Origin of the sequence: Mycobacterium neumannii, assembly GCF_002245615.1 — a bacterium.
Lineage (GTDB): Bacteria > Actinomycetota > Actinomycetes > Mycobacteriales > Mycobacteriaceae > Mycobacterium > Mycobacterium neumannii_A.
The window spans coordinates 17979-37898 of sequence record NZ_NKCO01000035.1; the positions used below are offsets into that span (position 1 = coordinate 17979).

17 protein-coding genes and 2 tRNA genes are annotated in these 19920 nt (G+C 66.8%); 12 read left to right on the top strand and 7 right to left on the bottom strand.

Annotated elements, in window-relative coordinates:
* The first annotated feature begins 38 nt into the window (after window positions 1-38).
* The 9 genes from gnd (at window position 39) to CEX88_RS24965 (ending at window position 10050) form a co-directional block, all read left to right on the top strand.
* A complete protein-coding gene (gnd, locus tag CEX88_RS24930; RefSeq protein WP_094295532.1) occupies window positions 39-932 on the top strand; it encodes a phosphogluconate dehydrogenase (NAD(+)-dependent, decarboxylating) in 894 nt (297 codons plus the stop codon).
* An 11-nt stretch (window positions 933-943) separates the two neighbouring features.
* Window positions 944-2104, top strand: a complete 1161-nt coding sequence (gene recF / locus CEX88_RS24935) for a DNA replication/repair protein RecF (RefSeq protein ID WP_094295533.1) — start codon at window positions 944-946, stop codon at window positions 2102-2104.
* Window positions 2101-2655 (top strand): DUF721 family protein, encoded by a 555-nt coding sequence (locus CEX88_RS24940; protein ID WP_094295534.1) that lies wholly within the window; start codon window positions 2101-2103, stop codon window positions 2653-2655. The genes recF and CEX88_RS24940 overlap by 4 nt, the downstream gene beginning before the upstream one ends.
* Window positions 2656-2888: 233 nt before the next feature.
* A complete protein-coding gene (gene gyrB / locus CEX88_RS24945) occupies window positions 2889-4925 on the top strand; it encodes a DNA topoisomerase (ATP-hydrolyzing) subunit B (RefSeq protein ID WP_094295535.1) in 2037 nt (678 codons plus the stop codon).
* Between the two features lie 46 nt (window positions 4926-4971).
* A complete protein-coding gene (gene gyrA, locus CEX88_RS24950; protein WP_094295536.1) occupies window positions 4972-8742 on the top strand; it encodes an intein-containing DNA gyrase subunit A in 3771 nt (1256 codons plus the stop codon).
* Window positions 8743-8772: 30 nt separating this feature from the next.
* Window positions 8773-9672: a DUF3566 domain-containing protein gene (locus CEX88_RS24955; protein WP_066840964.1), complete on the top strand. Its 900-nt coding sequence runs from the start codon at window positions 8773-8775 to the stop codon at window positions 9670-9672.
* A 96-nt stretch (window positions 9673-9768) separates the two neighbouring features.
* Window positions 9769-9842: transfer RNA gene (locus CEX88_RS24960), tRNA-Ile, on the top strand.
* Window positions 9843-9858: 16 nt separating this feature from the next.
* Window positions 9859-9987, top strand: a complete 129-nt coding sequence (locus tag CEX88_RS26555; protein ID WP_274381145.1) for a hypothetical protein — start codon at window positions 9859-9861, stop codon at window positions 9985-9987.
* A tRNA-Ala gene (locus tag CEX88_RS24965) sits at window positions 9978-10050 on the top strand. The genes CEX88_RS26555 and CEX88_RS24965 overlap by 10 nt, the downstream gene beginning before the upstream one ends.
* A gap of 29 nt (window positions 10051-10079) precedes the next feature.
* Here CEX88_RS24965 and cwsA read toward each other — a convergent pair.
* Window positions 10080-10520, bottom strand: a complete 441-nt coding sequence (cwsA, locus tag CEX88_RS24970; RefSeq protein ID WP_094295537.1) for a cell wall synthesis protein CwsA — start codon at window positions 10518-10520, stop codon at window positions 10080-10082.
* A gap of 106 nt (window positions 10521-10626) precedes the next feature.
* Between cwsA and CEX88_RS24975 the strand changes: the two genes are divergently transcribed.
* On the top strand, window positions 10627-11154 hold the full coding sequence (locus CEX88_RS24975) for a peptidylprolyl isomerase (protein ID WP_064346142.1): 528 nt from the start codon (window positions 10627-10629) through the stop codon (window positions 11152-11154).
* Window positions 11155-11254: 100 nt separating this feature from the next.
* Here the strand turns inward: CEX88_RS24975 and CEX88_RS24980 are convergent, their stop codons facing one another.
* Together CEX88_RS24980 and crgA are read right to left on the bottom strand one after the other, a co-directional pair.
* Window positions 11255-11677 carry a PH domain-containing protein gene (locus CEX88_RS24980; protein WP_094295538.1) on the bottom strand — a complete coding sequence of 141 codons (423 nt, stop codon included), beginning with the start codon at window positions 11675-11677 and terminating at the stop codon, window positions 11255-11257.
* A 154-nt stretch (window positions 11678-11831) separates the two neighbouring features.
* Window positions 11832-12095, bottom strand: a complete 264-nt coding sequence (gene crgA / locus CEX88_RS24985) for a cell division protein CrgA (RefSeq protein ID WP_064394683.1) — start codon at window positions 12093-12095, stop codon at window positions 11832-11834.
* A gap of 94 nt (window positions 12096-12189) precedes the next feature.
* On the opposite strand from crgA, the gene CEX88_RS24990 reads away from it, so the two are divergent.
* Together CEX88_RS24990 and CEX88_RS24995 are read left to right on the top strand one after the other, a co-directional pair.
* Window positions 12190-12975: a DUF881 domain-containing protein gene (locus tag CEX88_RS24990; RefSeq protein WP_094295539.1), complete on the top strand. Its 786-nt coding sequence runs from the start codon at window positions 12190-12192 to the stop codon at window positions 12973-12975.
* A gap of 77 nt (window positions 12976-13052) precedes the next feature.
* Complete coding sequence (locus CEX88_RS24995; RefSeq protein WP_094295545.1) at window positions 13053-13739, top strand: aminodeoxychorismate/anthranilate synthase component II; 687 nt, start codon at window positions 13053-13055, stop codon at window positions 13737-13739.
* On the opposite strand, the gene pknB is transcribed toward CEX88_RS24995, so the two are convergent.
* From pknB to CEX88_RS25015, 4 genes are read right to left on the bottom strand one after another with little or no spacing between them, the layout of a single operon-like run.
* Window positions 13717-15594 carry a Stk1 family PASTA domain-containing Ser/Thr kinase gene (gene pknB / locus CEX88_RS25000; protein WP_094295540.1) on the bottom strand — a complete coding sequence of 626 codons (1878 nt, stop codon included), beginning with the start codon at window positions 15592-15594 and terminating at the stop codon, window positions 13717-13719. The genes CEX88_RS24995 and pknB overlap by 23 nt on opposite strands.
* The gene (locus tag CEX88_RS25005; protein WP_094295541.1) at window positions 15591-16934 is read right to left on the bottom strand and encodes a protein kinase domain-containing protein; all 1344 of its coding nucleotides are present in this window, start codon (window positions 16932-16934) and stop codon (window positions 15591-15593) included. The genes pknB and CEX88_RS25005 overlap by 4 nt, the downstream gene beginning before the upstream one ends.
* A 46-nt stretch (window positions 16935-16980) precedes the next feature.
* Entirely contained in the window at window positions 16981-18456 is a 1476-nt protein-coding gene (gene pbpA, locus CEX88_RS25010) for a D,D-transpeptidase PbpA (protein ID WP_094295542.1), read from the bottom strand.
* The gene (locus CEX88_RS25015; protein WP_066840952.1) at window positions 18453-19865 is read right to left on the bottom strand and encodes an FtsW/RodA/SpoVE family cell cycle protein; all 1413 of its coding nucleotides are present in this window, start codon (window positions 19863-19865) and stop codon (window positions 18453-18455) included. The genes pbpA and CEX88_RS25015 overlap by 4 nt, the downstream gene beginning before the upstream one ends.
* Window positions 19866-19920: the final 55 nt, after the last annotated feature.

Consider the following 19920-nt stretch of genomic DNA (forward strand, 5'->3'; position numbering starts at 1 on the left):
CGGCTGGACGCCAGAAAACGCCGGAGAGGGGCGCACACATGCAACTCGGCCTGGTCGGTCTCGGCAAAATGGGCTTCAACATGCGCGAACGTCTGCGCGAAGGAGGCCATGAGGTCGTCGGTTATGACCCGAGACCGGAGGTGACCGACGTGCCCACGCTCGCGGCGCTGGCCGAGGCCCTCGTCGCCCCGCGGGTGGTGTGGGTCATGGTGCCCTCGGGACCGATCACCCACGACACCATCGCCGCCCTCGCCGAGGAGCTCGGCGAAGGTGATTTGGTCATCGACGGTGGCAATTCGCGCTACACCGAGGACGGCCCGCACGCGAAACTGTTGGGCGACAAGGGAATCACCTTCGTCGACGCCGGCGTCTCCGGCGGCGTGTGGGGTCTGACGGAAGGCTACGGGCTGATGGTCGGCGGCTGCGATGCCGACGTCGAACGCGCGATGCCGATCTTCGACACGCTGCGACCGCCGGGGCCGCGCGAAGACGGGTTCGTGCACGCCGGGCCGGTCGGTGCGGGCCACTACGCGAAGATGGTGCACAACGGCATCGAGTACGGCTTGATGATGGCCTACGCCGAGGGCTATGAGCTGTTGGCGGCCGAAGAACTGATCACCGACACCCAGGCCGTCATCCAGGCGTGGAGCAACGGAACCGTCGTACGGTCCTGGCTGCAGCAGCTGCTGGCCAAGGCGCTGAAGGAAGACCCGGAATTCGGTGAGATCAGCGGCTACACCGAGGATTCCGGTGAGGGCCGGTGGACCGTCGAGGAAGCCATCAGCCATCGGGTGCCGATGCCGGTGATCGCGGCGTCGCTGTTCGCACGGTTCGCCTCACGGCAGGAGGACTCGCCAGCGATGAAGGCGGTCTCTGCTCTGCGCAACCAGTTCGGTGGGCACGCGGTCAAGCGGGTCAGCGAGTCGGGGTAGGCGGTCGCGTCGTGTACGTCCGCCGCCTGGCGTTGACCGACTTTCGATCGTGGCCGCGCCTCGAACTGGATCTCGAACCCGGTCGCACCGTGTTCGTCGGTCCGAACGGCTTCGGTAAGACGAATATCGTTGAGGCGCTGTGGTATTCGTCGACGCTTGGATCACACCGGGTCGCCACCGACGGCCCCCTGATCCGGACTGGCGCCGAACGTGCGGTGGTGTCAACCATCGTCGTCAACGAAGGCCGGGAACTGTCGGTGGACCTGGAGATCACGGCCGGGCGTGCCAACAAGGCACGTATCAACCGCTCCCCCGTTCGCTCCGCGCGCGAGATTCTCGGCGTGCTGAGGGCTGTGCTGTTCGCGCCGGAGGATTTGGCGCTGGTGCGTGGAGACCCCGGTGAGCGGCGCCGCTATCTCGACGAACTCGCCACCACCCGGCGCCCGCAGGTCGCCGCGATCCGCGCGGACTACGACAAGGTGCTGCGCCAGCGGACCGCGCTGCTGAAGACGGCATCCGGCGCTCGATTCCGCGGTGACCGAGGCGTTTTCGACACCCTCGATGTGTGGGACGGCCACCTCGCCGAGAAGGGCGCGAAGCTCATCGCGGCACGGGTGGATCTGGTCAACCAACTGGCACCGGAGGTGGAGAAGGCATATCAACTGCTGGCGCCCTCGTCGCGGCCTGCGGCGATTCGCTACCGCAGCGGTGTGGACGTGGTGGAGGCAGAGGCGGCGGTGGGCACCGCTGACGCGGAGATGTTCGAGGCCGCGCTGCTCGATGCGTTGGCGCGTCGGCGGGACGCCGAACTGGAACGCGGCGTGTGCCTGGTGGGCCCGCACCGCGACGACCTCGAACTGCGGTTGGGCGATCAGGTCGCCAAAGGCTTTGCCAGCCATGGGGAATCATGGTCGATGGCGCTGTCGCTGCGGTTGGCCGCCTACGAACTGCTACGCGCCGAAGGGAGCGACCCGGTGTTGTTGCTCGACGATGTGTTCGCCGAACTGGACAAGGCGCGCAGGCAGGCACTGGCCGCCGTCGCGGCCTCGGCCGAGCAGGTCCTGGTCACCGCGGCGGTCTCAGAGGACGTCCCGGCCGACTGGGATGCGCGCAGGATTGGAGTGACGATGCGCGACGAGGATTCCGGACGAATCTCGGTGGTGGCGCCGTGACGTCGCCCGACGATGAAGTCAAGCCGCCCGAGCACCTGGCCAACCTGCGCGGTATGGATCTGGTCCGGCGCACGCTCGAGGAGGCGCGCGGTGCGGCGCGCAGCCAAGGTAAGGAGGTCGGTCGCGGTCGCGGTGCGGCACCTCGCAAGATCGCCGGTAACAGTCGTCGGCGGTGGTCGGGTCCCGGCCCGGACTCACGCGATCCCCAGCCGTTCGGACCCGCGGCCAGTGACCTGGCCCGCAGCCGCGGATGGTCCGGCCGCGTCGCCGAGGGTGCGGTGTTCGGCCGCTGGACCGGTGTGGTCGGTGAGGGCATCGCCGCGCACGCGACGCCCACCTCACTCAACGAGGGTGTGCTGACCATCTCCGCGGAGTCCACCGCGTGGGCGACGCAATTGCGGATGGTGCAGGCGCAGGTGCTGGCCAAGATCGCGGACGCGGTGGGCGACGGCGTCGTGAAATCGCTCAGAATCGTCGGCCCGGTCGCGCCGTCGTGGCGCAAGGGCCGCTATCACATCGCCGGCAGAGGACCACGCGACACGTATGGATAGCGGCGGGAGCCGCCGTTGCCTGAAAGGCGCGAGAACGCCGCAATCCTAGTTCTCAAGCGTCTTCAGGCACCCGAGATCGAGAAATTCCACAGGCGGCCCAAATAGGTGTGCAGAAACGCCGCCTCAGAGTCGGTGCTGTGAAGCTCTGCCGGTAGGATGGAAGCAGATCCGCAGGCGGTGGTCGACCGCCTCGCCAGCCTTCCCCGGCAAGAGACCAAGGAGACCCGTCCAACGTGGCTGCCCAGAAGAAGAGTGCTCCTAAGGAGTACGGCGCCGATGCAATCACCATCCTTGAGGGTCTCGAAGCTGTCCGCAAACGTCCGGGCATGTACATCGGGTCCACCGGCGAGCGTGGTCTGCATCATCTGATCTGGGAGGTCGTCGACAACGCGATCGACGAGGCGATGGCCGGCTACGCCACCAGGGTGGACGTGAAGATCCTCGCCGACGGCAGCGTCAGCGTGACCGATGACGGGCGCGGCATCCCCGTCGAGAAGCACAAGCAGGCGGGTATCCCGACCGTCGACGTGGTCATGACCCAACTGCACGCAGGAGGCAAGTTCGGCGGCGAGAACAGCGGTTATGCGGTCTCGGGCGGTCTGCACGGCGTCGGTGTCTCGGTGGTCAACGCGCTGTCCAGGCGGGTCGAGCTGACGATCCTGCGGGACGGCTACGAGTGGTTCCAGTACTACGACCGCTCGGTGCCCGGTGAGCTCAAGCAGGGCGGCAAGACCAAGGAGACCGGCACGACGGTGCGGTTCTGGGCCGACCCCGACATCTTCGAGACCACCGAATACGACTTCGAGACGGTCGCTCGCCGGCTGCAGGAGCAGGCGTTCCTCAACAAGGGCCTGACCATCGAGCTGACCGACGAGCGGGTGACCGCCGAAGAGGTCGTCGACGAGGTGGTCAGCGACACCGCCGAGGCGCCCAAGACCGCCGACGAGAAGGCCGCCGAGAACTCGAAACCGCACAAGGTCAAGCACCGTGTCTTCCACTACCCCGGTGGTCTGGTGGACTTCGTCAAACACATCAACCGGACCAAGACGGCGATCCAGCAGAGCATCATCGACTTCGACGGCAAGGGTCCCGGCCACGAGGTCGAGATCGCGATGCAGTGGAACGCGGGCTACTCCGAGTCGGTACACACCTTCGCCAACACCATTAACACCCACGAGGGCGGCACTCACGAGGAAGGCTTCCGGGCCGCACTGACGTCGGTGGTCAACAAGTACGCCAAGGACAAGAAGCTCCTCAAGGACAAGGACCCGAACCTCACCGGTGACGACATCCGCGAGGGGCTGGCCGCGGTGATCTCGGTGAAGGTCGCCGAACCGCAGTTCGAGGGGCAGACCAAGACGAAGCTGGGCAACACCGAGGTCAAGTCATTCGTGCAGAAGATCTGCAACGAGGAGCTGACGCACTGGTTCGACGCCAACCCCGCCGAGGCCAAGACCGTTGTGAACAAGGCGGTTTCGTCGGCGCAGGCCCGGATCGCCGCGCGTAAGGCTCGGGAGTTGGTGCGCCGCAAGAGCGCCACCGACATCGGCGGGCTGCCCGGCAAGCTCGCCGACTGCCGCTCCACCGACCCGCGCAAGTCCGAACTGTATGTGGTGGAGGGCGATTCGGCAGGCGGCTCGGCCAAGAGCGGCCGTGACTCGATGTTTCAGGCGATCCTGCCGCTGCGCGGCAAGATCATCAACGTCGAGAAGGCCCGTATCGACCGGGTGCTCAAAAACACCGAAGTCCAGGCGATCATCACCGCGCTGGGCACCGGCATCCACGACGAGTTCGACATCTCGAAACTGCGCTATCACAAGATTGTTCTGATGGCCGACGCCGACGTCGACGGCCAGCACATCTCGACGCTGCTGCTGACGCTGTTGTTCCGATTCATGAAGCCGCTCATCGAAAACGGCCATGTGTTCCTCGCGCAGCCGCCGCTGTACAAGCTCAAGTGGCAGCGCAGCGAGCCGGAATTCGCCTACTCCGACCGCGAGCGCGACGGGTTGCTCGAGGCGGGTCGCAAGGCGGGCAAGAAGATCAACCCGGACGACGGCATCCAGCGCTACAAGGGTCTGGGCGAGATGGACGCCAAGGAGCTGTGGGAGACGACGATGGACCCGTCGGTGCGGGTGCTGCGGCAGGTGACCCTCGACGACGCTGCGGCCGCCGACGAGCTGTTTTCGATCCTGATGGGCGAGGACGTCGAGGCTCGCCGCAGTTTTATCACCCGAAATGCCAAAGACGTGCGCTTCCTCGATGTTTAGCGACAAGGACACCGTCGCAAATTCAACCCGATACTAAGGCTGACTGATGACTGACACAACGTTGCCGCCCGGCGACGAAGCAGGCGACCGCATCGAACCGGTCGATATCCAGCAGGAGATGCAGCGCAGCTACATCGACTACGCGATGAGCGTGATCGTCGGGCGCGCGCTGCCCGAGGTGCGCGACGGCCTCAAGCCCGTGCACCGGCGAGTGCTGTATGCGATGTTCGACTCCGGCTTCCGTCCGGACCGCAGCCACGCGAAATCCGCACGCTCCGTTGCCGAAACGATGGGTAACTACCACCCGCACGGTGACGCGTCGATCTACGACACCCTGGTCCGGATGGCCCAGCCGTGGTCCCTGCGTTACCCGCTGGTCGACGGGCAGGGCAACTTTGGCTCGCCGGGCAACGACCCGCCGGCCGCCATGCGCTATTGCCTGACGGGCGACGCATTGGTGCGCTTGCCGTTTGGGCAATCGGTTCGCATCGGTGACGTCGTCGCCGGAGCACATCCGAACTCGGACAACAGCATTGATCTCAAGGTCCTCGACCGGCACGGGAATCCCGTGATTGCCGACAAATTGTTCCATTCCGGCGAACATGAGACATACACCGTCCGCACCGCAGAGGGTTACGAGGTCACGGGCACTGCCAATCACCCGTTGCTATGCCTCGTTGACGTGGGTGGTGTGCCGACGCTGCTATGGAAACTGACCGAAGAAGTTCGACCGGGCGACTACGTAGTTCTCCAGCGCACCGCGCCGACGGAGTTCGGTCCCGCGGACTGGCAGGACACGTTCGAGGCGCTACTGCTCGGAGCCTTCATCAGCGAGGGTTTCGTATCGGAAACCCGTGCTGGTTTCAACAATCTGGACCGCGATTTCTTCAACGCCGTCCTGACTGCTTACGACACAATTGTCGGTGGTCGGCGCTACGTATCGTCGCGCACGATCGCCTCGGGTTCCGTGCTCCACGAGCTCGACATACAGAACCTCACTGCGCTGAAGAAGACCCGACTCGGCGAATTGGTGGGGCAGCGCTCGGCCGACAAGGCGGTGCCGGAATGGCTGTGGAATGCACCGGCTGCCGTTAAACGAGTGTTCTTGCAGGCGCTGTTCGAGGGAGACGGATCGTGTTCTGCGCTGCCGCGTAACACGATTCAGGTCTCGTATTCGACACGCAGCGGACGCCTTGCCAAGGACATCCAGCAGATGCTGTTGGAATTCGGGGTGATCTCGCGCCGCTACGTACACGCGACCGGGGAGCACAAAGTCGTGCTGACAAGCAGGGCGCAGGCAGAACTGTTCGCTGCGCAGCTTGGATTTGGCGGAATGAAGCAGGCAAAGCTGCAGCGGTTACTGGACGCACTTCCCAAGGCGGCAGCCGGCCGGGACGGTGACTACGTCCCAGGTCTCGCGCAATTTGTTCGCAAGCATAGCGGTAGCCGCTGGGTCGATAAGGACTGGCTGAACAGACACAACATCGATCGGCTGTCTCGCTGGCAGCGCGATGGCGCTGAGATTCTCGGCCGTATCGCCGATCCAGACGTCCGGGCGATCGCTCAGGAACTCACCGACGGCCGGTTCTTCTACGCCCGTGTGGCATCGGTGACTGACGCGGGCGTGCAGCCCGTGTACAGCCTGCGAGTCGATACGGCAGACCACTCGTTCATCACGAACGGCTTCGTCAGCCACAACACCGAGGCGCGGCTCACTCCGCTGGCCATGGAGATGCTGCGCGAAATCGACGAGGAGACAGTCGATTTCATCCCGAACTACGACGGGCGGGTGCAGGAGCCCACGGTACTGCCGAGCCGGTTCCCCAACCTGTTGGCCAACGGTTCGGGCGGTATCGCCGTCGGTATGGCCACCAACATTCCGCCGCACAACCTGCGTGAGCTGGCCGACGCGGTGTACTGGTGCCTGGAGAACTTCGACGCCGACGAGGAGGCCACGCTGGCGGCCGTCACCGAACGCGTCAAAGGCCCGGACTTCCCCACTTCGGGCCTGATCGTGGGGTCCCAGGGGATCAGCGACATGTACACCACCGGGCGCGGATCGGTGCGCATGCGCGGTGTGGTGGAGATCGAGGAGGACAGCCGCGGCCGCACCGGCATCGTCATCACCGAGTTGCCGTATCAGGTCAACCACGACAACTTCATCACCTCGGTCGCCGAGCAGGTCCGCGACGGCAAGCTCGCCGGGATCTCCAACATCGAAGACCAGTCCAGCGACCGCGTCGGGCTGCGCATCGTCATCGAGATCAAGCGCGATGCGGTCGCCAAGGTGGTACTCAACAACCTCTACAAGCACACCCAGCTGCAGACCAGCTTCGGGGCCAACATGCTGTCCATCGTCGACGGCGTGCCGCGGACATTGCGCCTCGACCAACTGATCCGCCATTACGTCAACCACCAACTCGACGTGATCGTGCGGCGCACCCGCTACCGGTTGCGCAAGGCCAACGAGCGGGCCCACATCCTGCGCGGGCTGGTCAAGGCGCTCGACGCGCTCGATGAGGTGATCGCGTTGATCCGGGCGTCGGAGACCGTCGACGTGGCGCGCCAAGGCCTGATCGAGCTGCTCGACATCGACGACATCCAGGCCCAGGCGATCCTGGACATGCAGCTGCGTCGCCTGGCCGCTCTGGAACGGCAGCGCATCGTCGACGACCTGGCCAAGATCGAGGCCGAGATCGCCGACCTCGAGGACATCCTGGCCAAGCCCGAGCGGCAGCGCGCGATCGTGCGCGACGAGCTCAAAGAGATCGTCGACAAGTACGGCGACGACCGCCGCACCCGGATCGTGGCCGCCGACGGTGAGGTCGCCGACGAGGATCTGATCGCCCGCGAGGACGTCGTCGTCACGATCACCGAGACCGGCTACGCCAAGCGCACCAAGACCGACCTGTACCGCAGCCAGAAGCGCGGCGGCAAGGGCGTGCAGGGCGCCGGGCTCAAGCAGGACGACATCGTCAACCACTTCTTCGTCTGCTCGACGCACGACTGGATCCTGTTCTTCACCACTCAGGGCCGGGTCTATCGCGCCAAGGCATACGAACTGCCCGAGGCGTCGCGCACCGCACGGGGCCAGCATGTGGCGAACCTGCTGGCGTTCCAGCCCGAAGAGCGGATCGCGCAGGTCATCCAGCTCAAGACCTATGAGGATGCGCCGTACCTGGTGTTGGCCACCCGCAACGGTCTGGTGAAGAAGTCGCGGCTGGTCGACTTCGACTCCAACCGCTCCGGCGGGATCGTCGCGGTCAACCTGCGCGACGGCGACGAACTGGTGGGTGCAGTGTTGTGCTCGGCCGACGACGACCTGCTGCTGGTGTCGGCCAAGGGTCAGTCCATCCGGTTCTCGGCAACCGACGAGGCGCTGCGGCCGATGGGTCGGGCGACCTCCGGTGTGCAGGGCATGCGGTTCAACACCGACGACGAGCTGCTGTCGCTGAACGTAGTGCGACCGGATACGTATCTGCTGGTCGCGACCTCCGGCGGCTACGCCAAGCGCACCGCGATCGAGGAGTACCCGGTGCAGGGCCGCGGCGGTAAAGGGGTACTGACGATCCAATTCGACAAGCGCCGTGGCAATCTTGTGGGTGCGTTGATCGTCGATGACGACACAGAGTTGTACGCCATCACCTCCGGTGGGGGCGTCATCCGGACGGCGGCTCGCCAGGTTCGCAAGGCCGGGCGGCAAACCAAGGGCGTTCGGTTGATGAACCTGGGTGAGGGCACGACACTGATAGCCATCGCGCGCAACGCGGAGGAAGGCGACAGCACCGACGAGGTCAACACCGACCCCGGTGCCTGATCCGGGGACGGGACCAGTGAGGAGCCGTAGGTGAGTTCACCGAACGAGCCGGGACGCCCCCGCGGGGGCGACAGTCCAGGCGGCGCCAACGGCTCCGCGACCAACCAGGACGCCCTCGGCACGCGGTCCGAGGTTCCCGACCGCGCCGAGGTGCCGCCATGGCAGCGCGGCCCCGCGGCGCGGACCGCGCAGCCGGGTCAGCGGCCTCCGGAGCCACCGAGGCGGGCTCCTGGGCCGGGCCCGCGCGAGGGTAGCCAGGGCGACGACGGGCTTCCACCCGAGCGGACCGCCGAGGACCAGCGCGGCAATCCGAACAACTCCCCGAATGTCGGTGGCCGACCGAACCGCTACATGGTGGGCGGTTCGACGCCGACCGAAGAGGTGCCGGCGCGCAGCGAGCGGCCCGAGTCACCACGGCCTGAGGCGTACGCCAGCGAGCTACCGGACCTGTCCGGGCCGATGCCGCGCCCGGCGCAGCAGCGCAAGCCCGCCGACCGCCCGCACCCGGAACCGGGAAGCCGGCCCCCGTCCGCCGCCCGCGTCCAGGTCGGCGCGCGGCACAAAGGTCCGGTGCGGGCCAGCATGCAGATCCGCCGGATCGACCCGTGGAGCACGCTGAAGGTGTCGGCGGTGCTGTCGGTCGCGCTGTTTTTCGTGTGGATGATCGCCGTCGCGTTCCTGTACCTCGTGCTCGGCGGGATGGGCGTGTGGAGCAAGCTGAACACCAACGTCGGCGACCTGCTCACCAGCGCGGGCGGTGGTTCCGGCGGTGAGTTGGTGTCCAGCGGAACCATCTTCGGCGGTGCCACGTTGATCGGGCTGGTCAACATCGTGCTGCTGACCGCGATGGCGACCATCGGTGCGTTCATCTACAACCTGACCACGGACTTGGTCGGCGGCGTGGAAGTCACGCTCGCCGACCGGGACTGAATTGTCGGCTCGCCGACAAAACTGAGGCGTGCACCGCGGTTTGGGCGCGAGCCCACGATTGCGGTAATCTCGTCGCTCGGCCATCGGAGCCGGTACGGGGCTATAGCTCAGGCGGTTAGAGCGCTTCGCTGATAACGAAGAGGTCGGAGGTTCGAGTCCTCCTAGCCCCACGGAAAGGTTCACACCATGAGGCGGGTGCTGCTGATCGCCATGGCGATCGTCGCGGCAGTCTCCGTCGCGGTCTGGCGCTCGCGCCACGGCATCGAGGTGTGGCACGCGGCGCCCGATGCGCCGCCTGCAGACCAGGGGCCTTAGCTCAGTTGGTAGAGCGCTACCTTTGCAAGGTAGATGTCAGGAGTTCGATTCTCCTAGGCTCCACTTCGATTCCCGGCCGACCCTGAAATCGCTCAGGGTTTCGGCGTCACTTCCACACTCGGCGGCAGCGGCGAGGGCTCGGGCTGCGTCGACCGGCGCACGATCGAGAACGCCACCGCTCCCCCGGCCAACGCGACGACACCGGCCGCCGCCAACACCAGCCGGCGTCTGCGCTGTCGGGTCTTGGCCGCACGCGTAGGAGCCGTTCCTTGCAACACCTGGGAAACGGCTTCCTGCGCTGCGACGAGCTCCTGCGCGATCGCCTGTTGCGCGGCGGCCAGGTCCTCGCTCAGCTGAGCCTTGATGCGGCCCCGGCGATACCGGTCCCCCACCCACGCCGCCGACGACTGTGCACCGTTGACCCCGAGACCCAGAGCGCCGCGCGTGACATCGACCGGCCCGACCGCCGTGTACTTCAGGCCGCGGCTCAACCGCTGGCCGGGGCTCAACCGGATCTCGGTCCTGGTGCTCATGGGCGTGCCTTTCTCGCGGCCGGGGTGCGACCACAACAGCCTGCCATTTACGCGAACCCAACGGTGCCGGAAGGGCGCCGAACGCGGCGTGGCACACTGACATCCCGTGACGAGCCCCATTCAGACAGCGACCGCGACACTGCACACCAACCGCGGCGACATCAAGATCGCACTCTTCGGTAACCACGCGCCCAAGACCGTGGCCAACTTCGTCGGCCTTGCGCAGGGAACCAAGGACTACAGCGGTGAGAACGCATCGGGCGGCACGTCCGGACCCTTCTACGACGGCGTGGTCTTCCACCGCATCATCGACGGCTTCATGATCCAGGGCGGCGACCCCACCGGTACGGGTCGCGGCGGGCCGGGCTACAAGTTCGAAGACGAGTTCCACCCCGAGTTGCAGTTCGACCGGCCCTACCTGCTGGCCATGGCCAACGCAGGACCCGGCACCAACGGCTCGCAGTTCTTCATCACGGTCACCAAGACCCCGCACCTCAATCGCAAGCACACGATCTTCGGCGAGGTCGTCGACCCGGAATCGCAGAAGGTGGTCGACGCCATCGCGACCACCGCGACCGACCGCAGCGACCGTCCGACCGACCCCGTGGTCGTCGATTCGATCACGATCGCCTGATCTAAAACCCGCCCTACACGTCGCCGAGACGACGGTTTCTGACGGATTTCGCGCCGTACGTATCAGAAACCGTAGTCTCGCGCGCCTGCACGCCTGCTGGTCAGGCACCCGGGCCGGCGTAGCCGGTCTGGGTCAGCACGTCGAGTACGTGCAGCGGGTCGGTGCCCAGATCCCAACGGGTGAACACGATCAGGTCGCCGCTGTTGGTGTCGATCTCAAGAAGCCGGACTTTGCGGGCCAACCGGCGGAACTCGGTGATCCGGATCACTTTGATCTCGGTGCGTGGCAAAACTCTGGTGCCGAACCACCCGCGGCTGACTAGGGCGTCATTTTCGATTGCCAGCTTGGGTCGTGCCCGCCACGAGAAGATTGCAAACACGAGCAAACCCACCCCGGCAACGCCCCCAAGAAGACGCCCCGGCGGGTCTGTGATCAGGCTCACAGCGAAGCTAGCCAAGATAATTCCGCCTACGGCGCACGCGGCGATGCCACCGACGGGTGGGCTCCACTGAGTTTGCTGCACGCGTTCTCCACACCCTTCCACCGGGACATATGCGGTTATCCCCAAGTGCTATCCCCAATGGGGATGAATCACATCCGTGTGATCCGATTACCGAACGGTTGCTGGCAGGGTAACGCCAGGCGACGAGGTTGAATTCATTTCCGGGGGAAGGATCTCAGCGCCACCGCATGGTGAGCAACAACCCGGTAATCATGAAGGCAAAGGCGATCGCGTAGTTCCACGGGCCGAGCTCGGCGAGGAACGGGATGGCCGAGGACGCCAGCTGGAAGACCAGCAGCCAGACCAAGCCGATCAGCATCAGGCTGACGAACAGCACGACGAACCAGGTGCTCGACGGCCCGGCTTTGACCTTGACGGGCGTACGGCTCACCGGGTTGGCGGCGAAGTCGTTCTTCTTGCGGACCTTGGACTTGGGCATGGGTGACCTTCGGGACTACTTCGGAACTACTTGAGTGCGACGATGTACCTACGAGCCTAACGCAGGCCCGGCACACCAGAGTCAAGGAAGCCAGTTGCAGCGGTCGCATCGTCGGAAGCCGACGCCTCAGGCGGTCGGTCGGCGGTCGACGACGTGGCGGTACGGGGTGCCGGTGGTCTGTGTGCTCGCCGGTCTGCTGCTCGCCGCCACCCACGGTGTCTCCGGCGGCGACGAGATCCGGCGCAGCGATGCCCCGCGTCTGGTCGACCTGGTCCGCGAGACCCAGCAGTCCGTGGACCGGCTCAGCGCAGAACGCGATGCGCTGGTGTCGACCGTCGACAGTCACCACGGGGGCAGCCCGGGCGCGGATGCGGCCCTGACCGCGATCACCGCACGCTCGGCGCGGCTGGCCGCCGAGGCGGGCCTGGAACCGATACTCGGCCCAGGCCTGGTCGTCACGCTCAACGACGCGCAACGCGACGCCGAGGGCCGCTTCCCCCGCGACGCCACCCCCGACGACCTCGTGGTGCACCAGCAGGACATCGACGCCGTGCTGAACGCGTTGTGGAGCGCGGGGGCCGAGGGCATTCAGATGCAGGACCAGCGCATCATCGGCACGTCGGCGCCCAGGTGCGTCGGCAACACCCTGCTGCTCAACGGGCGCACGTACAGTCCGCCCTACGTCATCACCGCGATCGGCGACGCGCCCGCGATGCAGGCGGCGTTGGCGGCTGCTCCCCTTGTCACGCTCTACCGCCAGTACGTGGTGCGGTTCGGCCTGGGTTATTCGGAAGATCCGCGGGCGTCGGTCGAACTGGTCGGCCACAAGGAGCCGCTGCGGATGCAATTCGCCAAGCCCGCGGGACCGATCGGATATTGATCGGGGCCTGCGCCGGTGTGGCACGTCGCACCCGGCGCGATCCGGTAGGCCGAACGCGCAACCAGTAACCTGTGCTGATGCAGGTCCTGGTCGTCGACAACTACGACAGCTTCGTGTTCAACCTAGTGCAGTATCTCGGTCAGCTCGGGGTGCAGGCTCAGGTGTGGCGCAACGACGACGACCGACTGGCCACCGATGCCGATATCGCCAAGGCCGCCGCTGATTTCGACGGAGTGCTGCTGTCCCCCGGCCCCGGCACGCCCGAGCGGGCGGGCGCCTCGATCCCGCTCGTCAAGGCGTGCGCCACGGCCGGTACCCCGCTGCTGGGCGTCTGCCTCGGGCACCAGGCGATCGGGGTCGCGTTCGGCGGCACCGTGGACCGCGCACCCGAACTGCTGCACGGTAAGACCAGCGTCGTCCACCACACGAATTCCGGTGTGATGCAACGGCTTCCGAATCCGTTCACCGCCACCAGGTACCACTCACTGACGATCCTGCCCGACACGGTGCCCGACGAACTCGAGGTCATCGCGCGCACTGAAGGCGGCGTCATCATGGCTGTGCGCCATGTCGGGCTGCCGATCCACGGCGTGCAATTCCATCCCGAGTCGATCCTGACCGAGGGTGGTCACCGGATGCTGGCGAACTGGCTGAGCTACTGCGGCGCCGCGCCCACCGAGTCCCTGGTTCGGCAGCTCGAAGACGAAGTCTCCAGCGCTATCGCCGCGGGCCGGGAAGCGACTACGACGCGAAGCTCAGCGTGATCGTGTCCCCGAAGTTGACGCCGCTACCCGGCGCCGGGTTCTGCGTCACCACCGCGTTGGTGCGCTGACCGCTGTTCTGCACGTCGGCGCCCTTGTCCAGGAAGCCCGTCCAGCCCAGCGCGCGTAGCCGCGGCTCCGCGTCCGTCCAGAACATGCCCCGCAGGTCGGGCATCAGGAACTGGTTGCACGCCGACAGCTGCAGCTGGATGGGCGCGTCGACCGCCGTGTCCTGGCCGGCCGTAGGCAGGGTGCCGATGACCTGTCCGCACGGTTCGGGGCTGTCGATTTGGACAGACACCACATTGGTGAACCCGGCGGCGGTCAGGATCTGACGCGCCGGCGCCTCCGGCTGATTCTCGACGCTCGGTACGGGACGGCTCTGCGGACCGGAACCGACGATGATCGTGATCTCGTTGGTGATCGCGGACGTCTGGTTGGCCGGGGGATTGGTGCCGAGCACCTTGTCCTTCAGCTCGGGTGTCGACGGCGACGATGACGACTTGAACTTCTCGAAGCCGGCCTCTTTCAGCCGCTCCGTCGCCTGGGTGTAGGACAGGTTCTTGACGTCGGGGACCTCGCGCTGCTCCGGGCCGGTGGAGACGTTGATGGTGATCTCCTCGCCCGCTTCGACCGACGAGTCGGCGCTGGGATCGGTGCCGATCACGTGGTCGGGAGGCACCGTCGAGTCCGGACGCTGTTGGGTCCTGGTCTTGAATCCGCGGTTCTGCAGCTCGGCGATCGCGTCCGCCGACGGCTGACCGCTGACGTCGGGCACTTCGACGCTGCGGGTGGTTCCGCCGAACATGTTGATCGCGACGGTGACCACGACCGTCAGGATGGCCAGCACCGCGACCGCAGCCAGCCACCGGGCGACCGAGCCGCGACGGACGCGGTCGGAGTCGTCGGGGGCCGGCACCGGGGGCATCGGGTCGATCGGCTCGGTGCGCTCGTGGCCCGTCGGCGCCGACAGCAGCGAGCTGCGTTCGGCGTCGGTGAACACCTTGGGCGCTTCCGGTTGTTCGCCGCTGTGCACCCGGACCAGATCGGCGCGCATCTCGGCGGCGGTCTGATACCGGTTGTCGGGGTTTTTGGCCAACGACTTGAGCACCACCGCGTCCAGTTCGGGGCCGATCGCGGGATTGCGCTGCGACGGCGGTACCGGATCCTCACGGACGTGCTGGTAGGCCACCGCCACCGGCGAGTCACCGATGAAAGGTGGCTCCCCGGTGAGGATTTCGTAGAGCACGCAGCCCAGCGAGTAGACGTCGGAACGGGCGTCGACCTTCTCGCCGCGGGCCTGTTCGGGTGACAGGTACTGCGCGGTGCCGATCACCGCCGCGGTCTGGGTGACGCTGTTGGCGTCGGCCAGTGCCCGGGCGATGCCGAAGTCCATCACCTTCACCGCACCGGTCTTGCTGATCATGATGTTGGCCGGTTTGACGTCGCGGTGGATGATGCCGTGCTGATGGCTGAAGTTCAGTGCCTGGCAGGCGTCGGCAATCACCTCGATCGCCCGCCGCGCCTCCATCGGGCCGTCGTTGTGGACGATGTCGCGCAGCGTCACGCCGTCGACGTACTCCATGACGATGTAGGGCAGCGGGCCTTGAGGGGTCTCGGCTTCGCCGGTGTCGTAGACCGCGACGATGGCCGGGTGGTTGAGCGCCGCGGCGTTCTGGGCCTCGCGACGGAACCTTAGATAGAAGCTCGGGTCGCGGGCGAGGTCGGCGCGCAGCACCTTGATCGCGACGTCGCGGTGCAGGCGTACGTCGCGCGCGAGGTGGACCTCGGACATGCCGCCGAAGCCGAGGATCTCGCCGAGCTCATAGCGGTCGGACAGGTGTTGCGGGGTCGTCATTGCAATGTCTGTTCTGGAGCCGAATACCGCTGGTAGGGCTCCTGTGCCGGGGCTGACGGCGATGCCAGCGGCATTGCCGGTGACGCCATCGCCTGCGGTGTGGTTACCCCTGATTGTCCATCACCACCGCCACCGCTTTCGCGGAAGGTCCGGTCCGGAAGCGCACCCGGTGACTCGAAGGGGGTGGTTTCGGTGATCGTATTGGTGATCGTCGGCGGCGGGGTCTGCTTGTCCTGGCGGTCCTGGGCGTTGAGCACGATCAGGATCGCGATGATGATCGCCAACGCTCCCAGCACGCCCGCGGCCCACAACAGCGCGCGCTGGCCGGAGGAGAACGTCCGCCGGGGCGGGGGAGGCCGATGGCTGCCCGTCGCCGAGCGCGGGCGGGCGGCGGTGGCCGGGGCGCGCCCGGTCATATCGGCGGCGGCGCGGGCCTGCGTGGCCGACGGCACGGCGGTGGGCGCGGCCCGTCCGATCGAGGGCGCGGCGTTCGGCCGCGGCGGGCGCCGTCCGGAGCGCACCGCCGCCACCGCGTCGGCGAACGCACCACCGGAGCGGTAGCGCATGCCGGGGTTCTTGACGAGCGTGATCTCGATCAGCTCACGCACGTTGGGCGGCAGGTCGGCGGGAAGCGGCGGCGGGGTCTCCTTGATGTGCTTCATCGCCACCGTCAGCGCACCGTCACCGGTGAACGGCCGCTTACCCGAAACCGATTCGTAGCCAACGACTCCCAACGCGTAGACATCGCTGGCCGCGGTGGCATCGTGGCCCAGCGCCTGCTCGGGGGCGATGTACTGGGCGGTGCCCATCACCATGCCGGTCTGCGTGACGGGTGCGGCGTCGACGGCCTTGGCGATGCCGAAGTCGGTGAGCTTGACCTGGCCCGTCGGCGTGATCAGGATGTTGCCCGGCTTCACGTCGCGGTGCACCAACCCCGCGGTGTGGGCGACCTGCAGGGCCCGGCCCGTCTGCTCGAGCATGTCGAGCGCATGGCGCAGCGACAGCCTGCCGGTCCGTTTGAGCACCGAGTTCAGCGGTTCACCGTTGACGAGCTCCATCACCAGGTAGGCGGTGCGACCTTCCCCGTCCATGTCGGTTTCGCCGTAGTCGTACACGCTGGCGATGCCGGGATGGTTGAGCATGGCGACGGTGCGGGCCTCCGCGCGGAACCGTTCGACGAACTCCGGGTCGGTGGAGTACTCGGCCTTGAGCACCTTCACCGCGACACTGCGGCCCAGCCGGGAGTCCACGGCCTCCCAGACCTGTCCCATGCCGCCGGTGGCGATCAACCGCTTTAACCGGTAGCGCCCCGACAGCGTCACTCCCACGCGAGCCGTCATAAGGCCCCCTGGTCACAAGCCGCGCAGTCCGCCTGCTGCCGGGCTGTCATGAGCCCTCCCGCAGGGCCGCGGCGATCGTGGCCCGGCCGATCGGAGCGGCCAGCGCGCCGCCGGTCGCCGACAGCCGGTTACCGCCGTTCTCGACCAGAACCGCGACCGCCACCTTGGGGGCCTGAGCCGGGGCGAAGGCGATGTACCAGGCATGCGGAGGGGTGTTGCGTGGATCGGTACCGTGCTCCGCTGTGCCGGTCTTGGATGCGATCTGCACGCCGGCGATGGCTCCCTTCTGCTGAGTCACCTGCTCGGCGGCGACCATCAAGTCCGTAAGTGTATCGGCGACCTGCTCCGACACCGCCCGGCGCTGCTCCTGCGGCGCCGTCGTGGCGATGTTCGTGAGGTCCGGTCCCTTCAGGTTATCGACCAGGTACGGCTTCATCGCCACTCCTTTGTTGGCGATGGCCGCGGCGATCTGGGCGTTCTGCAGGGGCGTGAGCGCGACGTCCTTCTGCCCGATGCTCGACATGCCCAGCGCGGCGGCGTCGGGGATGGGACCGATGCCGGACTCGACCACCTGCAGCGGGATCGTCGGCGCCGGTGCATCGAGCCCGAACCCACGCGCCGTCGAACGCAGCGCGTCGGCGCCGGTGTCGATCCCCAGCTCGACGAACGCGGTGTTGCAGGACCGGGCGAACGCCTCCCGCAGCGACGTGGTGGGCCCGCCGCCGCAGGCCGAGCCGCCGAAGTTCTCCAGCGTTGCGGTGCTGTCCGGCAACGGGATTCGCGGTTCCGCGGTGAGCTGTGTGTTCACCGTAGCGCCGCGCTGCAGCGCAGCCGCGGTGGTGATCACCTTGAAGGTCGACCCCGGTGGGTAGGTCTCGGAGATCGCCCGATTCAGCAGCGGCGATTCGGGGTCGTCGCGCAGGCGTTGCCACGCCTCGGTCTGGGCGGCCATGTCGTGGGTGGCCAACAGGTTCGGGTCGTAGGACGGCGACGACACCATCGCCAGGATCTTGCCGGTCGACGGCTCGATGGCCACCACCGAACCTTTGCACGGACCGTCGCAGCCCTCTTCCAGCGCGTCCCAGGCCGCCTGCTGCACCTGCGGCTTGATCGTGGTGTCGACGTTACCGCCGCGCGGGTCGCGGCCGGTGAAGAAGTCGGCGAGCCTGCGGCCGAACAGGCGCTCGTCGGAGCCGTTGAGGATGGAGTCCTCGGCACGTTCCAGCCCGCTGCTCGAATACTGCAGCGAGTAGAAGCCGGTGACCGGGGCGTAGGCCAGCGGATTTGGATACACCCGCAGGAAGCGGAACCGGCCGTTGGTGGACACCGAATACGCCAGCAGCTGGCCGCCCGCGGAGACCTGCCCGCGCTGCCGGGAGTACTCATCGAGCAGCACCCGCTGGTTGCGCGGATCCGAGCGCAGCCCGTCGGCCGTCAAGACCTGCGTCAGCGTGGCATTGCCCAACAACAGCACGATCAAGGCCATGACCGTGACGGCAATGCGGCGCAGTGAGGTGTTCATACTTTCTCGATCACCTCGGTGCTGGCCGCCGCGATCGGGGTGGGTGCCTGGGGGCCGGCGATGATCGGGCGCCGCGCGGCGTGCGAAATGCGCACCAGGATCGCCAGCAGCACGTAGTTGGCCAGCAGCGACGAGCCGCCGTAGGACAGCCACGGCGTGGTCAACCCGGTCAGCGGAATGAGTTTGGTGACACCGCCGACGACGATGAACAACTGCAGTGCGAGCGTGGAGGCCAGGCCCGCGGCGAGAAGCTTTCCGAAGCTGTCCCGCACGGCGATCGCGGTGCGCAGGCCCCGGATGATCACGATGGTGTAGAGCATGAGCACCGCGGCCAGTCCCACCAAACCGAGCTCCTCACCGACCGCGGCGATGATGAAGTCGGTCGACGCGGCGGGAACCGTGCCGGGCTGACCGTTGCCGAGGCCGGTGCCGAAGATGCCCCCGGTGGCGAAGCTGAACAGCGACTGCACCATCTGGTAGCCCGCGCCGTCGGGATCGGCGAACGGGTCGAGCCACGTCTGCACCCGCACCTGCACGTGGTCGAAAAGGTGATAAGCCACAACGCTTCCCGCGGCGAACAAGGCCAGCCCGATGACAACCCAGCTGAGCCGGTCGGTCGCCGCGTAGACGAGCACCAGAAACGACGCGTACAGCAGCAGCGAAGTGCCGAGGTCCTTCTCGAAAATCATCACGCCGACCGAGGCGATCCACGCGGCCAGCAGTGGCGCGAGGTCACGGGGACGGGGCAGATCCATGCCGAGGACGTGTTTTCCGGCGCTGGTGAACACACTGCGCTTGGACACCAGGACCGCGGCGAAGAAGATCAGCAACAGAATCTTGGAGAACTCGGCGGGCTGAATCGAGAAGCCCGGCAAGCGGATCCAGATCTTGGCGCCGTTCTGTTCGGACAACGCGCGCGGCAGCACGGCGGGGATGGCGAGCAGGACGAGGCCGCTGAGCCCGCACACGTAGCCGTAGCGGGCCAGCAGGCGGTGGTCACGCAGGAAGATCACGATGAGCGAAAACCCGACGACGCCGAGCAGGGTCCACAGCATCTGCTGGTTCGCCGTGCCGCCGAGGCCGTCCTGGGACAGTTCGCCTGCGGCCAGGTCGAGGCGGTGGATCATCACCAGCCCCAAGCCGTTCAGCAGCGCGACGACCGGCAGCAACAGGGGATCGGCGTACGGGGCGAAGCGTCGTATCGCAAGGTGGGCACCGCTGAAGAGCGCCATGTAGGCGACGGTGTAGCGCGCGAGATCCCAGTGCAGTCCCTGTTCCTGGTTCGCCTCGACGAGCAGGAGCGCAAGGCTGGTGATGACGGTGGCGAAACCCAGCAGGAGCAGTTCGGCGTTGCGCCGGTTGGGAAGTGGAGGCGCGACGGAAACGGCGGACTGCGGTTGGGTCGTCATGAGACTTCCCGGCAGTTGACTCCCGGCTCGGGTGGCGGGGGCGGCAGCGCGGTGA